Origin of the sequence: Bacillus sp. JJ1122 (assembly GCF_036964885.1) — a bacterium.
In the GTDB taxonomy this organism is placed as follows: domain Bacteria; phylum Bacillota; class Bacilli; order Bacillales; family Cytobacillaceae; genus Mesobacillus.
In genome coordinates this window covers 78,916-93,415 of record NZ_JBALQL010000020.1, presented here as the reverse complement: position 1 = coordinate 93,415, position 14,500 = coordinate 78,916, and the positions used below count along the sequence as shown (strand labels likewise).

The window sequence follows — 14,500 nt, the reverse complement described above, 5'->3', positions numbered from 1 at the left end:
GCATCTATAATACTCGAAACGAGGACAATTGTATTTTTACAGAGGACAAGGTGCCTTAAGTCTATTAGATAACTTTTGTCAGCCTCTTGCAAAATCAAAGCAAAAAAGTATAACAATGTACAAGGAAAAAAGAACTTACTGGTGGGGGAGACGTCGATGAAAGATTTACTGAAGAAGTTGAATCAAGTAAGCCTGGTGAAACAAATCATTGTGGGTATGTTAATTGGTATTATCCTTGCGGTAACAATCCCGGAACTTGCAAAACCAGTTGCCATTTTAGGGTCTCTATTTGTAAGTGCCTTGAAAGCAGTTGCCCCTGTATTAGTTTTATTCCTAGTTATGTCGGCCATTGCACAGCATAAACGTGGCCATAAAACAAATATGAAAACGATTATTTCTTTATATCTTTTTGGTACTTTCGCAGCCGGACTTATTGCCGTTATTGCAAGTTTTATGTTCCCGGTAAGTCTGAAACTTACAGCTGGAGCTGAGGGCATGACACCTCCTGGGGGTGTAGTTGAAGTTCTTAAAACGTTATTGCTCAACATCGTTGATAACCCTGTAAATGCTATCATAAATGCTAATTATATCGGTATTTTAGCCTGGGCGGTCCTTCTTGGCTTCGCTTTAAAGAATGCCGCTGATTCAACAAAAACGGTAATCGCGAATTTATCTGATGCAATGTCCAAAGTCGTTACGTGGGTGATCAAGTTCGCTCCACTGGGCATCATGGGCCTTGTATTTGAATCGATTACATCAAACGGGCTGGAATCATTGCTTGGCTATGGAAAATTACTTGCCATTCTGATTGGCTGCATGCTTGTTGTGGCTCTTGTGGTCAATCCGCTCATCGTGTTCACTTTGATCAGGCAAAACCCATATCCGCTTGTCTTTAAATGTTTGAAGGAAAGCGGTATTACTGCATTCTTTACACGCAGTTCAGCTTCAAATATCCCTGTGAATATTAAAATTTGTGAAGATTTAGGCCTGAATAAGGACGCTTATTCTGTTTCCATTCCATTAGGCGCAACCATCAATATGGCGGGAGCTGCCGTCACAATCTCTGTTATGACGCTTGCAGCAGTTCATACACTTGGTATCCAAGTGGATATCCCGACTGCCATCCTTCTTAGCTTAGTGGCTGCAATCAGTGCCTGTGGTGCTTCAGGGGTTGCTGGCGGTTCTCTATTGCTGATTCCGCTCGCATCCAGCTTGTTCGGCATCCCGAATGATGTCGCCATGCAGGTAGTTGCTGTCGGCTTTATCATCGGGGTTTTACAGGACTCTTTTGAAACAGCCCTTAATTCATCGACAGACGTACTATTCACGGCTGCAGCAGAATTTAAGGATTGGCGTAAAGCAGGAAAAACGATTGAAGTTAAAAAGGCAGCGTAGTTTTATGAAGCAGGAACCAATTTGGTTCCTGTTTTTTATTTAGCCAATTTGTTAAAAATAAGCCTGAAAACAATTTGTTTTTGGATATAGGAAGGGAATTCGGAAAATCTATTATCAATGTGAAAAGGAGGCAAACAAATGAAAGACAAAGACCAGGAAACTTCCGAAGGATTAAATCAAATTTTTGAGATTATAAATGCAAAAGGTGATGTCGGAGAAATAAAGGTGATTCTAGAGGAAAAAAGCGGTGATGCTGAAACCGACCATTCTTAAACGAGTAGAAAGATCCGGAAATGATTCCGGATCTTTCTATATTATTAAGGGATATCACAGGTATTATAACCATATGGACCTAGTCCTCACATCACTGTTGGTGAATCTTATAAGCTTATCTTTCTTCATGGAAGAAGCACAGGGTAGGTCTCTTAAATTTAATGCAGAGATAAAAAGTTTCACGAAAGAATTTTTTTTGCTCAATGGAAACCTTTTGTCGAATTCAGAGTATATATATAGAAAATGGAGTGATTCGTATGAGGAATTCACGTATTCAGAAGAAAATTTTGTTGTATTCAAAAATTTGCCGGAAGATAGGGATTTTAAGTGAGGACGAATACAACCGGATTATTGGAAATTCTTTTTCTAATTAGATTGAAGCAGAGGGTGCTTCCCGTGCTTCAAAGAAAAAGCAGAAGCACGAGGTACGTCCCCGTGCTTCCGCGAGCTTTACAAGGAAGAAGCAAAAGGTACGTCCCCGTGCTCCTTATACTGTTGTATCCGCTGCTTTTTGGATTTTCTGAAATGCAGCAGTTCGTAAATGACTGGGATGACGACGAGTGTTAGTATGGTGGCGACTGCGAGTCCGCCGATGACGACTACTGCAAGGCTTTGGGAGACTAGGTTTCCTGTCTCTGCTTTTTTATAAAGCAGCGGCACCATTGCAGAAATTGTTGCGACGGCGGTCATTAGAATTGGGCGCATTCTTGTTGCTGCTGCTTCGACAAGTGCATCGCGCATGATCATTTTTTCTTCGTTTTGTTTCACTCTGTCAAGAAGGACGATTGCGTTCGTTACAACGATTCCGATGAGCATCAATGCTCCAAGCAGTGCTGTGATATCAACAGGTATCCTGCTGATCAACAAGCCAAGGATGGCTCCAATGGCTGCGAGCGGCAAGGAGAATAGAATGGCGATCGGTGCGCGCATTGATTTGAACGTGATGACCATGATCAAGAACACAAGCCCGATGGAAACGGCCATTGTGATATACAGGTCAGTGAAATCATCCATTTGCTGTGCATTGGCACCGCCTACAAAGGCTTCAACTCCATCAGCAAATTCAAGGCCCTTGTCTTGTGGAGTACCGATTACGGCTTTGTTGATGGCTGCAGCCACTTCAGACAGATTTCTCGGATTCACTGTCGCTGTTACGCGGATATAAGTGTCACCGTCTTTATGAAATCTGCTTGTAGCCTCCTCGCTTTTTTCAAGAGTGGCAAGGTCTGAGGCCAGCGCTGGTCCAGCGGCAGTCATGACAGGGATATTCTTTAAATCCTCAGGTGATGCCGGATCCACAAAAGGCTCCAGGAAAACGGCTGTTTCTTTTTCATCAAGTGTAATCGTACCTGCTGGAGTCCGGTTCAGCATGCCAGCCAGCTGCCCGGCTAGTTCTCCGGCATTTGCTTTGGCAGGGTCCACTTTTAACGTGTAAACTGTTTTCTTGGCTTCCTGATTGGTTGAAACTTTTTCGACATGTTTAATGTCCTGGATTTCTTCTTTAATTTTTGCCGCTGCGTTTTCGATATCTTCTATCTTCTCGCCCACGACATCGATTGTTACTTCTGTACCGCCGCCGCCAATTAGAGATGCTGCTACGACAGAGAAGCCTGAATCAGGGTAATTCTCTTTTTGTGTTTCAATTTTTTTGACGATTTTATCCATATCTTCTTTGTTCTTTGGAATGACCATGAAAGAGCCGGTAGTCGGTGAACGGACTTCACCGAACTTTGCCTGTTCCTCGGAATTGCCAAGCTGTGTAAAAACATCTCTTACCTCGCTCAGCCCCAAAATATACTCTTCCATTTTAAGCGTATTTTCTTTTACTTCTTTCAAAGGGGTGTCATTTGGATAGTTCAAGTTGACGGATACAAGATCCTTTGTTGAATTGTCCACCGCGCCTTTAGGCATGACAGCATATGTTCCAATAGATCCCACAAATAAAAGAAATGAAAGCAGTAGAACAACCCATTTATGGTTGAGCGACCATCTAATAAAACTGGTGAATTTCTTTGATGGGTTATGCTCATGCAGTTTTGCGTTTTTCAAAAGTCCTGCGCTCATCAGCGGCACTACAGTCAGAGCCACCAAAAGAGAAGTAAGCAGGGAATACGTAAGTGTCAATGCGAACGGCAGAAGGAAATCCTGCAGCCCGCCGCTTACAAGCCCGATCGGTAAAAATACAGCAACGGTTGTAAGAGTGGAGGCGGTAATGGCCGGGCCAACCTCTTTTGTCGCTGTAAGAATCAATTCCGCCGAGAACTTTTCTTTTTGCAGCTTCCTGAAAATATTCTCGATGACAACAATACTGTCATCGACCAATCGTCCGACGGCAACTGCCACTCCGCCCAGTGTCAGGATATTCAAAGTGACTCCCGAGCGGGCTAAAAGGAATAAAGTCAGAGCCAGCGATAGCGGGATCGAGATAATGGTAATAAAGGTCGAACGGATACTCCTTAAAAAGACCATGATGACAATCGTTGCAAACAATGCACCTAGAAGTACTTCTTTCATCATGGAGCTGACGGATGACTTTACCATATCGGCAGTGGCAATGACCACTTCTGCCTTAGCGTCAGGGTATTTTTTATTGATTTCATTTGCTGTTTCTCTAAGTTCTTTCGTCACGGATACGGCATTTGCACTGCTTTCCTTCGTGACGATCAGAAGAATGCCCTCTTCGCCATTTACGCGCATCATGACGCCTTCTGCTTTTTTTGTTTCAATTTTGGCGACATCTTTTAAGAGTACGCCCGGAGCTACAGGCAGCTGTTCAAGGTCTGAAATTCCATCAATTGAACCCGAAACCTTTATATTGCTTGCTTTGCCATCTATTGTTTTTTCACTGATGGCAACAGATAAATTTTTGCCCTGGAGCACGCCCATCACTGCCTGTAGGGGAACCTGCATTTGGGCAAGGAGGCTATTATCCACTTTAATAGAAACATAGGAATTGTCTTTGCCAAAGGTTTGGATGTTGCCAACACCATCTATATCCTTAAAGCGGGGGAGAATATTCTTAGATGCGAATTCGAGATTTTCGGCTGTCGGGCCGTCCTCGAAAGTGATCGCGATATCAGCGATGGGAATCATAGAGGTATTAAGCTGGACCACGTTTGGTTTTGAAACATTTGCAGGGAGCTGGATTGAACTTAATAAATCCTGCACTTGCTGCTTTGCTTCCTTCATATTTGTACCTGATTCAAAGGTTACATCAATTTTGGCGTAACCATCTCCGGTTGTGGAAAAAATATTGCTTTTTCCCTTCACACCTGAAATAGCCGATTCTATTGGTGTTGTAACCTGCGATTCCATTGTTTGGGAATCAGTTCCCTGCCCCATGACGACCACCATTACCTGCGGTTGATCAGCAGCGGGAAGGAATTCCATTGGCAATGTAAAATAACTTGCCAGGCCAAGTAGCAGGATCAAGGTTGTAACTAATGTGACCGCTGCCTTGTTTCGGAACGCCCATTTGGTAATAAAACTCAAGTAAACCACCTCTTTATAGGTAAAATTGCCTATTATAGCATTTTGACTATATCACTTAGAAGAAAAAAATGGAATATGTTATTTGGATTTTGAAACAAGTAATTAGTTGCTTTTTTTAATTACGAAAACAGTCTTCACCTATTGAAGTTCTATAATAGAAATTAGGCTATTTAAATAGTAAGCTGTTTTGCATAGGGGGATGAAGCATTGATCACACTTACTATGTTGTTATTGGGTTTATTGGTAGGTTTTATTGGTGCCGGGGGTTCCGGTTTTATTATTGCGATTTTGACAGTTGGATTTGGCGTGCCCATTCATACGGCACTGGGGACTTCGCTTGCGGCAATGGTATTTACAACTCTCTCAGGGGCTTACAGCCATTATCGCCAGGGGAATATCGATTTGAAGACAGGGTTTACTGTAGGCGCCTTTGGAGCGATAGCATCTTTTTGGGGATCAAAAATTGCCGTATGGATTCCAGTTGAATCCTTGCACTGGCTGACTGCGGGAATGCTGTTCTTATCCGCCGTTATGCTGTTGTTCCGTCTTTTTATCGTAAATAAAATAACAGGTGCGGGAGTCGCAAATCCACAACGGGGTGTTCAGCTAATGCGGGCTGTCTTTGTTGGAGGTATTACTGGCATTTTATCAGGAACATTTGGGATTGGATCCGCGCCGTTTATCCAGCTCGGACTAATGATTGTTTTAGGGCTTTCCGTGCAGAAATCAGTCGGTACAACGATGCTGGTCATTTTGCCAATCGCTATGGCTGGCGGGGCAGGTTATTATTTTGAAGGATACTTTGATGCTATTCTCTTGCTGCAGGTATTAGCAGGAACCATGGTCGGTTCATACATTGGAGCAAAATTCACAAACAAAGTACCAATGCCCATTTTAAAAAGTGCCATGGTGCTTACCCCGTTGATGGCGGGGGCTATCTTGTTGATTAAGTGATTTGAAGGCACGGCAATTACCGTTGCAAAAATGTTCAGCATAAGTGCCCACCTGGTATATCATTACGCTTATTGATCAACAAAATCAGAATCCATGTCTATGTGAAATTTCGAATCTAAGAAGATATCCCAAAAGCAGCAATATTGAAGTGGAGAAAGTTATTCCGTGGACAATGTGGGTCAGAATTTAGGCTGTGACCTGGTTAAATATATTCTCTGAGGACTCAAGACTGTAAGAAGAAACCCTCTTCTTATGGTCTATTTTTTGGCTGATTTTTAGATATTTAGATTGAATTGTAAAAGGAGTTCTTCTTTGTCCTGTATAAGGAATTTTTGATAAAGACCCGTGCCGGGGAGGACATAAGTATAAAAAAGGCAAAAATAATAAGTGCCTGTAATTCCGAAAGTTGTATATTCATCGACCAAATTCAGGAGGTGCAGGCACTTTTCAGGGTTATTGGGAATGATTTATTTCGCTTTTTTCTTCTAGTATTTAAAAGATGGCATGGATAAGTCGTGAAAATGACTAAATAAAAATTGGTTTTCTAAATGGCTGTGGTACAGCTCTAATGCAATTAATGCATCGCTTTCTACTGATTTTATTTTACAGATTTCAAATAGAATATCTGCCTTTAAAAGGCCCTCGTACCAATCGTCTAAAGTTTCGAGGGCGGTTTGAAATAGCTCTAGTGCATGAGTAGAGTCCTTTTGAACCTCTTTGTAGAATTTACCCTCAAGATAATAGTTCCTTGCATGCAATAATGGGTTGTCTGTTTGGAGCAGCAGTGGTTTTGTTTTATTGAACATTTCATGGATAATGCGTGAGTCTATATTTTTTGTTAGAGAGACGTAGATTCCTAATTGAAATAGGGAAAGGCTTGTTTCTTTTAAACTGTCAATTTGACTGATCATTTCTGTATCAGACCAAAATGGTTGCTTTAATTTTGCAATTAGATTTTCTTTTGGTAAGGAAGTCATTAGCGTATAGACTGTTAAAGCCCAGCCTCTAATAATTCCTTCATGGTTATTTATTTGATGTAACTTCTCTCTAAGTGATAATAAATCTTTCCGTACTTCTGTGCTAGAAGTGTTTTCAAGGAAGCGAATAAGTATTTTTATGTACTCTGTCTCAATAGGAGAAATTAAATAATGGTTTACACTATTGATACTTTTTAGGGCTTTTGGTAAAGATCCAATATATAGATTGAGAATGGACAGATTGTAAAAAATATTGTCCCTTTCTTCTTTTGTAATAGTAGGGCTTTCCTTGGAAAGTTCCAATGCTCTTTCAAGCAGTGCAGTACTTTTGGATACCTTTTTATCAGAAAACCCTATGCTGGCTAAAGCGTTATATGCTCTTAGTTTTAACTTTAAAATATAATTGTTACTCTCGTTTGAATCAATTACCCTTTGGAACGACTTCTCTGCTTTCGGCTGTTGATTCGTTTTCAAGGATAAAAGTCCAGTAAGAAAAATATAATCAATGTCTCTGCTTGGAATATCGTATTCTTTTATTTTCTTCTCGAAGGATTGCAGTTCCGATTTTGCGCCAATCCAATTTTGGAGGCTAATCAAATCGTTGATCTTTTGTTTTTGATAATCAAGTTCTTGGATCTTGTTTTCGATATATGGGTCAGAAAAAAAGTTAGAAGATGTGTTCAATTTTTCACTAATCAACTTAAGGTCTTCAGCTGAAATTGGAATATGACCATTCTCAATATTGCTCATTTTTCCTACTGAACAAATCCCTTTTGCCAACTCTCCTAATGTAATCCCTTTTTCTTTTCTCTTGGCTCGAATTTTCTCTCCGATATCATTATGTCTGGGAATCTGGGTTTTCATAGTTACTCCTAATCAAATATGCTTTTAGTGGTCCCATTGTACTACATGAGAGGAACGAGGGAAAATTTTAAGTGATTAAAATGAATATTTTTTACATTTTTTCTAAAAAAACCATTGAAAGTTTCATTTTCCCTGTTATAATTTAGGAAGTTAGTAACAACATCATGTATATACAACTAGGTCTAATGATGGATATAGGGTAGAGAACCTGTCACTAATTCGCATTTTGAACAGTCTTAGTTAGGAACTAATGGAATTTTGGCAGCGCTCCTGCCATAAACCTAAACACTTCCTTTTCCCGGATTTTATCTGGATAAGTAAGTGTTTTTTTTATGGAGTTTAATAAGGGATAGGAGTTAGAGAAATGGGTGAACCTGCATTAAATATTTTGGGATTAATAAGGAAGCGGTCTTTTTTTCATGAGTTTCAGCCTTTATGGAATACAGAAACCGAAGAAATCTTTGCCTATGAGGCTTTGATTCGTACTGAACCACGAATAAATCCAATCTTACTATTTCAATACGGGAGAGAGCAGGGTACTCTTTTTGAATTTGATGCGGTATCTATTTCAAATGCAATTTACGAATATCCCGAATCTTACTTTGAAAAGTATTTTCTCTTTGTAAATATTTTTCCTTCAACCATGGTGCACCGTGAATTCTCTGCATTCGTAGAGGAGTTAGTTAAAACTTATCCAAAGATAAAGGGAAAAGTTGTATTCGAAATAAATGAGGATTTAGTCGAATCTCATTTATGGGAAGAAGAAGCGTTTGTTTCAGGCTTAGAGCTGTTAAAAAGCAGGGGGTTTCAGATTGCATTGGATGATTTAGGACTAACAGCAGCCTCTGTTGAAAAGATTGCTAGAAATAAACCTGATTTTGCCAAATTAGACCGTTCATGTTCTGAGAACTTAGCAAATTCCATCAATAAGCAAAAAAACATTTATTCCATACTGTCGAAGTCAGACCGTGATATGGTGGTCGTTCTTGAAGGAATCGAAAAAAAGGAAGACTTAATCATGGCTTCTCGTTTAGGGGTGCGAGCGGTTCAAGGATACTATATCGCCAAACCACATCGGCTGTAAGGAATAAATAAAGATTCTCAAGGAGAAACAGAATGAAAAGAACATTTATTTTATTTAATGCCAAGCAATCAGTTTATGGAATTGAAATTAATAAAGTTGTCTCCATCGAAAGGATTAGTGAAGCAACGAGCATCCCGCAGGAACCTGATTTCATGATTGGGGTCGTGAATATCAGGGGGAAAATCGTACCTGTGGTCGATAGTCATTTCGTTCTCTATCATGAGCATCTCAAGATTAATGAAGAGACGAGATATATTCTATTGGAGGTTCAGGGATCAAACATTGCTTTCATGGTTGAAAATACAAATGAAATAATCGATATCGATGATGACTTGATAAAACCTGTTGGAATGATAGAGAGCAGCCACTTTGTCGAAGGGGTTTCCCTTATTGATGGCCGAATCATTTCTATCTTAAACAGTGAAGGAATGATTTCGTCCATGAAGGGTTCTGAAGATTTTACAAAAGATGATGCTATTATCATATAAACATAGACAAAAAAGGGGAAAATGTAATGAGAAAGGTATTAAAATTGAAACTGGGAATGAAGATTAATTTAATCGTTCTTAGTATTGTCCTGCTGCTTTCTATTATTATAGGTGCTGTTGTGGTAAATGAAGTAACAAAGGGGATTAAGGCCTTCGCGATTGAAAAGGCGAAGGGAGATCTAAGCTTAAGTGATCGATACATAAGAAATAAATTCCCCGGAGAATGGGTAATTAAAAATGATCAGTTATACAGAGGGGAACAGGCATTTGACGAAAACTTTGAATTAGTAGACACAATTGGAAAGGATACGGGTGATACCGTAACCATTTTTAAGGGGGATACACGAATCGCTACGACTGTCATCGTAAATGGAGAAAGAAATATCGGAACACAAGTGTCTCCTGAAGTAGCCAGCGTGGTCTTAAAAGAAGGCAAAAACTATTATGGAGAAGCTGAAGTAGCTGGCAACAGGTATCAAACAGCCTATATGCCATTGAAGAGTGGAAATGGAGAGGTTGTTGGAATCCTCTATGTAGGTGCGCCTCAATCCATTATTGAAAAGATTTTATCTGGATTCATGTTGAAATTCTTGATTCTTGTCGTTATTGTTATTATTCTTTCATCCCTTGTGGTCTTATGGTTTACGAGAAGGCTGCAGAAAAGGCTAACTTCTATTACTGGAGCCTTGGAGCTCGCAGGCAAGGGTGATTTTACAACAAGCGTGGCTGATCATACGGGGGATGAATTAACCGATCTATCTAATAGTTTCAACCATATGAAGGAAAATTTAAGCAGGATGATTAAAACGGTGTTGGAAACATCTGAACAGGTAGCAGCGTCTTCCGAGGAGTTAACAGCCGGCGCAGAACAAACAAGCAAGGCGACTGAACAGATTACAGAGTCCATCCAACAAATTGCAAGTGGATCGGATACACAAACCCAAAGCATTGAAGAAAGTGCGAAAGCTTTGGAGGAATTAACACTTGGTGTTTCCAACATTGCAGAAGCTTCCGCGGCAATAGCTGAGAACGGAGCCGAAACAAGTGAGCGTGCCGAACAGGGCGGGAAGTATGTTGAACAAACAGCTCAACAAATGAATATGATCCACTCATCTGTAAATAATACGAGCCAGGTAATTCGGGCATTAAATGAAAGATCTAAACAAATCGGTGATATTTCAAAAGTAATAACAGACATTGCGAATCAGACTAATTTATTAGCTCTCAACGCAGCAATTGAAGCAGCAAGGGCCGGAGAGCATGGGAAAGGCTTCGCCGTAGTGGCAGATGAAGTCCGAAAGCTGGCAGAACAATCCCAAGGCTCATCTGCCCAAATATCTGATTTAATCAGGCAAATCCAGCAGGATATGGACCAATCAAATGAGTCGATGCAAATGGTCAAGCAAGAAGTTCAAAATGGACTAGGTATCGTTGTTAAAACACAGGATCGTTTTGAAGAAATCTTAAAATCGATGGCGGAAATGGGCGAGCAAATAGATGGGATGGCCGCAACGGCCCAACAAATGTCAGCAAGCACCCAGCAGGTATCCGCCACGGTATCCGGTATCACAGCCATTTCTAAAGAATCCTCTGCACATAGTCAAGGTGTAGCTGCAGCAGCAGAAGAACAGCTGGCGTCAATGGAAGAAGTATCAGCTTCATCCTACAATTTATCCAAGATGGCTGAGAATCTTCAGGATACAGTAAGTCATTTTAAAATTTAATTTTAATAGATTGAAATTGGCACCCTGAGAGCTTTTGGGGTGCTTTTTTGTGGTGAAAATTTGTTTAGAAATTTATTTACAAATTTATGCAAACCTGAGATAATAAAGAAAATTTCAGAGGAGGGAAAGTAAGTTTATGGAACCAACATCTAATTGCTAATCATTAATTTTTTAAAAATTAATACGCGTTTTGTAATGAGTGTAAATCCACCTAATTTGGTTAGGTTTATTTGTTATGCTCTTATGGAATGAAGGCAATTAGAAGGTAACTTACTTTACTGAACTCGGAATGATGATGGGGACTCCAAGAGGTTGTGGAGATGGCATGGCATAAGAATGTGCTTTTTTAGGCATGTGATTTTTGCAGGCTGACCCAGATGGATGATATTCACTGAGTATTCAAGACTGTAAGAAGATGCCCTCTTCTTATGGTCTTTTTTAGTTTAATGACTGCTCGCAAAGTCATTTTAAAAATGAATAGTAAAAGAAGTTCTTCTTTGTCCTGTCCATAAAAGCGTAGCTTACTATATGGATGAAAGAAGGAATTTGTATGTTTGAATTAAAGGTGCATGGCATTAAAAAATATATGGAAGCGACGCTTGTCGTTGAAAATTTTACATTAGAAGCATTTGAAGGAGACCGGATTGGAATCGTTGGTGCGAATGGCAGCGGGAAGAGTACGATTCTCAAGCTGATTGCGGGGGTTGAACCGATGCACTATTATCCTGGATACCCGCAAACTTCAAGCCCTGGATATGATGAAGGCTTGATTCACAGGCCAAGAGGGGCGACGATCGCCTACCTTGAGCAAATCCCGTGCTATCCGGAAGGGCTGAAAGTTATTGATGTCCTGAATCTGGCGTTTGAAGAGGTTCACGAAATTGAGGCGCAGATGCGAGAAATCGAGGTGCAGATGCAGGTATTAGCAGATGCTGCTCTGGAGAAAGCGTTGAATAAGTACAGTGATCTCGTGCAGTTATATGAAGTGAAAGGCGGATATGACCAGGAAGAAAAGATGAGCAAGGTGTGCACGGGCTTGAAATTCAGCGAGAGCTTTTTAAATAAGGATTTTGATTTGCTGAGCGGCGGTGAAAAAACGACGGTGGGTCTGGGGAAGATCCTGATTCATCAACCGGATATCCTATTGCTCGATGAGCCGACAAACCACCTAGATATGGACTCAATTGAATGGCTTGAGGGCTTTTTGAAAAATTACAAGGGAATCGTGCTGATTGTCTCCCATGACCGCTATTTCCTCGATCATGTCGTCAATAAAATCGTCGAGATTGAGGATATGGAGTCCATTTCCTACAAGGGCAACTACTCCGCTTTTATCAGCCAAAAAGAAGAAAATATGCGTATCCAATATGAGCATTTCCGCGAGCAGCAGAAAAAGCTTAACAACATGGAGAAGCAGGTCATGAGCTTGCGCGACTGGGCGATGCGGGCGGACAACAACAAGTTTTTCAAGAGAGCAGCCAGCATCCAGAAGAAGATGGATAAAATGGATCGCATCGATAAGCCAGTATTTGAACGAAGGAATATGAGGCTTCATTTTAATGATGCTGTAAGGTCGGGGAATGAGACGATCAAGGCGATTGAGTTGTCTAAGCGGTATGAGGATAAGGTGATTTTTGACGGTGCGGATTTGATGATTCATTACGGTGAAAGAGTCGGGCTCGTCGGTCCGAACGGCAGCGGGAAGACGACCTTCTTGAAGATGCTGTTGGGCGAGGAGCAGCCAGATAGCGGTGTGGTGGAGCTAGGTGCGAATGTGATGGCGGCCTACCTGCCGCAGAAGATTGTTTTCGAGAATGAAGAGCTTACAGTGCTTGAATGCTTCCGCGAGGATATTTCAATCGTAGAAGGCAAGGCGCGCGAATATCTGGCGAAGTTCATGTTTTATAAAAAGAGCGTCTTCAAAAAGGTGATGTTTTTATCAGGCGGCGAGCGGATTAGGCTTAAGCTTGCGATGCTGATGTTCCAGGATATCAATCTGCTGATCCTCGATGAGCCGACGAACCACCTTGATATTGATTCTATCGAGACGCTTGAGGCTGCGCTCGAGAATTTCAAAGGCACGATTTTCTTTATCTCGCATGACCGTTATTTTATCAATAAGATTGGTGAACGGGTCATTGCGGTAGAAGATTTCGGGTTGAGAAGCTATGCGGGGAATTATGATTTTTATAAGAGTGAGAAAGAGAAGTTCACTGTTGTTGAAGAGCCGGTTGCTGTAAAAGTGAAGCAGGAACGGGTTCGGCCTGTTGATGGTAAGGCGGAAGCTGCGAAGGAGAAGGCGCTGACTAAGGTTGAGAATTTGGAGAAGGAAATTTTTGAGCTGGATCTGGTAATGGCGCTTAATACGGTGGACTATGAGGAGCTGAATAGGTTGTATTCTCGGAAGCAGGACTTGACTTCGGAGCTGGATTCGGCGATGGAATTGTGGATGGGTTTTGGGGATAGTTAAGATAACATACCTGCGTTTGGCGGGATATTGAGGAAAATGTTTTTTAGATGGAATGCGCTTCTCCTAGGAGGAGCGCATTTCTGTGTTTTTCTTACAGTGAATTAGGAAAAAGTATGAGAAACGAGGAAAGCAGGTGCATGGCGAATGAACATATTAGCAGTGGACGGCAAGATCGAAAAAGGTAAATTGCTCAAGGAGATTTTAATTCCGGTTGTAGGCGGGATGGTGACCGGCATGGTTGCCACGAAAAATGCGAAGGAGATTTACAGCAGGCTTAAGAAACCTGCATATGCACCGCCATCCTGGGTGTTTCCAGTTGTGTGGACAGGCCTTTATGCAACGATGGGCATAGCGAATTACCGGATTTCGGTGAAAAAGAAACCAACCTCCACAGCGAATGCCCTCTATGATATCCAGCTTGGCTTGAATTTCCTCTGGTCGTTTTTGTTTTTCAGATGGGGATTGCGAGGAGCCGCCTTTGCCGAAATCGCGTTGCTACTGGGCATGATTACAATGACCACCTATCAATATTTTCAGAAGGACAAAATCTCAGGCCGGCTGATGATGCCTTATGTGGCTTGGGTTGCTTATGCGATGGGGCTAAATTATGGGGTTTGGCGGTTGAATGGGTAGGGAGTACTAAAGAGCCAATTCAAGCGAAGACCCCCGTGGTAATGGTTATAATAGGTGTTCTAACGACCATTCAAGCGAAGAACCCCGGGGTGAATGGTCATAATAGGTGTTCTAACGACCGTTCAAACGAAGACTTCCGTTGTGAA

At 41.3% G+C, this 14,500-nt stretch carries 10 protein-coding genes; 8 read left to right on the top strand and 2 right to left on the bottom strand.

Features of this window, described 5'->3' with window-relative positions:
* Positions 1-156 precede the first annotated feature (156 nt).
* Together sstT and V7201_RS12020 are read left to right on the top strand one after the other, a co-directional pair.
* Positions 157-1,395, top strand: a complete 1,239-nt coding sequence (sstT, locus tag V7201_RS12025; RefSeq protein WP_335376978.1) for a serine/threonine transporter SstT — start codon at positions 157-159, stop codon at positions 1,393-1,395.
* Between the two features lie 138 nt (positions 1,396-1,533).
* A complete protein-coding gene (locus V7201_RS12020; protein ID WP_335376977.1) occupies positions 1,534-1,668 on the top strand; it encodes a hypothetical protein in 135 nt (44 codons plus the stop codon).
* A gap of 450 nt (positions 1,669-2,118) precedes the next feature.
* Here the strand turns inward: V7201_RS12020 and V7201_RS12015 are convergent, their stop codons facing one another.
* Positions 2,119-5,160 carry an efflux RND transporter permease subunit gene (locus V7201_RS12015; RefSeq protein ID WP_335376976.1) on the bottom strand — a complete coding sequence of 1,014 codons (3,042 nt, stop codon included), beginning with the start codon at positions 5,158-5,160 and terminating at the stop codon, positions 2,119-2,121.
* A 222-nt stretch (positions 5,161-5,382) separates the two neighbouring features.
* Here V7201_RS12015 and V7201_RS12010 point away from each other — a divergent pair, with 222 nt between their 5' ends.
* Entirely contained in the window at positions 5,383-6,114 is a 732-nt protein-coding gene (locus V7201_RS12010) for a sulfite exporter TauE/SafE family protein (protein WP_335377026.1), read from the top strand.
* A 485-nt stretch (positions 6,115-6,599) separates the two neighbouring features.
* Here V7201_RS12010 and V7201_RS12005 read toward each other — a convergent pair whose 3' ends face one another.
* On the bottom strand, positions 6,600-7,955 hold the full coding sequence (locus tag V7201_RS12005) for a helix-turn-helix transcriptional regulator (protein WP_335376975.1): 1,356 nt from the start codon (positions 7,953-7,955) through the stop codon (positions 6,600-6,602).
* Positions 7,956-8,319: 364 nt separating this feature from the next.
* On the opposite strand from V7201_RS12005, the gene V7201_RS12000 reads away from it, so the two are divergent.
* The 5 genes from V7201_RS12000 (at position 8,320) to V7201_RS11980 (ending at position 14,354) form a co-directional block, all read left to right on the top strand.
* Positions 8,320-9,039 (top strand): EAL domain-containing protein, encoded by a 720-nt coding sequence (locus tag V7201_RS12000; protein ID WP_335376974.1) that lies wholly within the window; start codon positions 8,320-8,322, stop codon positions 9,037-9,039.
* A 32-nt stretch (positions 9,040-9,071) separates the two neighbouring features.
* The gene (locus V7201_RS11995) at positions 9,072-9,527 is read left to right on the top strand and encodes a chemotaxis protein CheW (RefSeq protein WP_335376973.1); all 456 of its coding nucleotides are present in this window, start codon (positions 9,072-9,074) and stop codon (positions 9,525-9,527) included.
* 26 nt (positions 9,528-9,553) lie between these two features.
* Entirely contained in the window at positions 9,554-11,251 is a 1,698-nt protein-coding gene (locus tag V7201_RS11990; RefSeq protein WP_335376972.1) for a methyl-accepting chemotaxis protein, read from the top strand.
* 550 nt (positions 11,252-11,801) lie between these two features.
* Positions 11,802-13,721, top strand: a complete 1,920-nt coding sequence (abc-f, locus tag V7201_RS11985) for a ribosomal protection-like ABC-F family protein (protein WP_335376971.1) — start codon at positions 11,802-11,804, stop codon at positions 13,719-13,721.
* Between the two features lie 144 nt (positions 13,722-13,865).
* Positions 13,866-14,354: a TspO/MBR family protein gene (locus V7201_RS11980; RefSeq protein WP_335376970.1), complete on the top strand. Its 489-nt coding sequence runs from the start codon at positions 13,866-13,868 to the stop codon at positions 14,352-14,354.
* The last annotated feature ends 146 nt before the right edge of the window (positions 14,355-14,500 follow it).

Excerpts from the sequence above, each read along its gene's own strand:
- abc-f (WP_335376971.1), top strand. The coding sequence starts at position 11,802 with ATGTTTGAATTAAAGGTGCATGGCATTAAAAAATATATGGAAGCGACG.
- V7201_RS12020 (WP_335376977.1), top strand. The coding sequence starts at position 1,534 with ATGAAAGACAAAGACCAGGAAACTTCCGAAGGATTAAATCAAATTTTT.
- V7201_RS11990 (WP_335376972.1), top strand. The coding sequence starts at position 9,554 with ATGAGAAAGGTATTAAAATTGAAACTGGGAATGAAGATTAATTTAATC.
- sstT (WP_335376978.1), top strand. The coding sequence starts at position 157 with ATGAAAGATTTACTGAAGAAGTTGAATCAAGTAAGCCTGGTGAAACAA.
- V7201_RS12000 (WP_335376974.1), top strand. The coding sequence starts at position 8,320 with ATGGGTGAACCTGCATTAAATATTTTGGGATTAATAAGGAAGCGGTCT.
- V7201_RS11980 (WP_335376970.1), top strand. The coding sequence starts at position 13,866 with ATGAACATATTAGCAGTGGACGGCAAGATCGAAAAAGGTAAATTGCTC.
- V7201_RS12010 (WP_335377026.1), top strand. The coding sequence starts at position 5,383 with ATGTTGTTATTGGGTTTATTGGTAGGTTTTATTGGTGCCGGGGGTTCC.
- V7201_RS11995 (WP_335376973.1), top strand. The coding sequence starts at position 9,072 with ATGAAAAGAACATTTATTTTATTTAATGCCAAGCAATCAGTTTATGGA.
- V7201_RS12005 (WP_335376975.1), bottom strand. The coding sequence starts at position 7,955 with ATGAAAACCCAGATTCCCAGACATAATGATATCGGAGAGAAAATTCGA.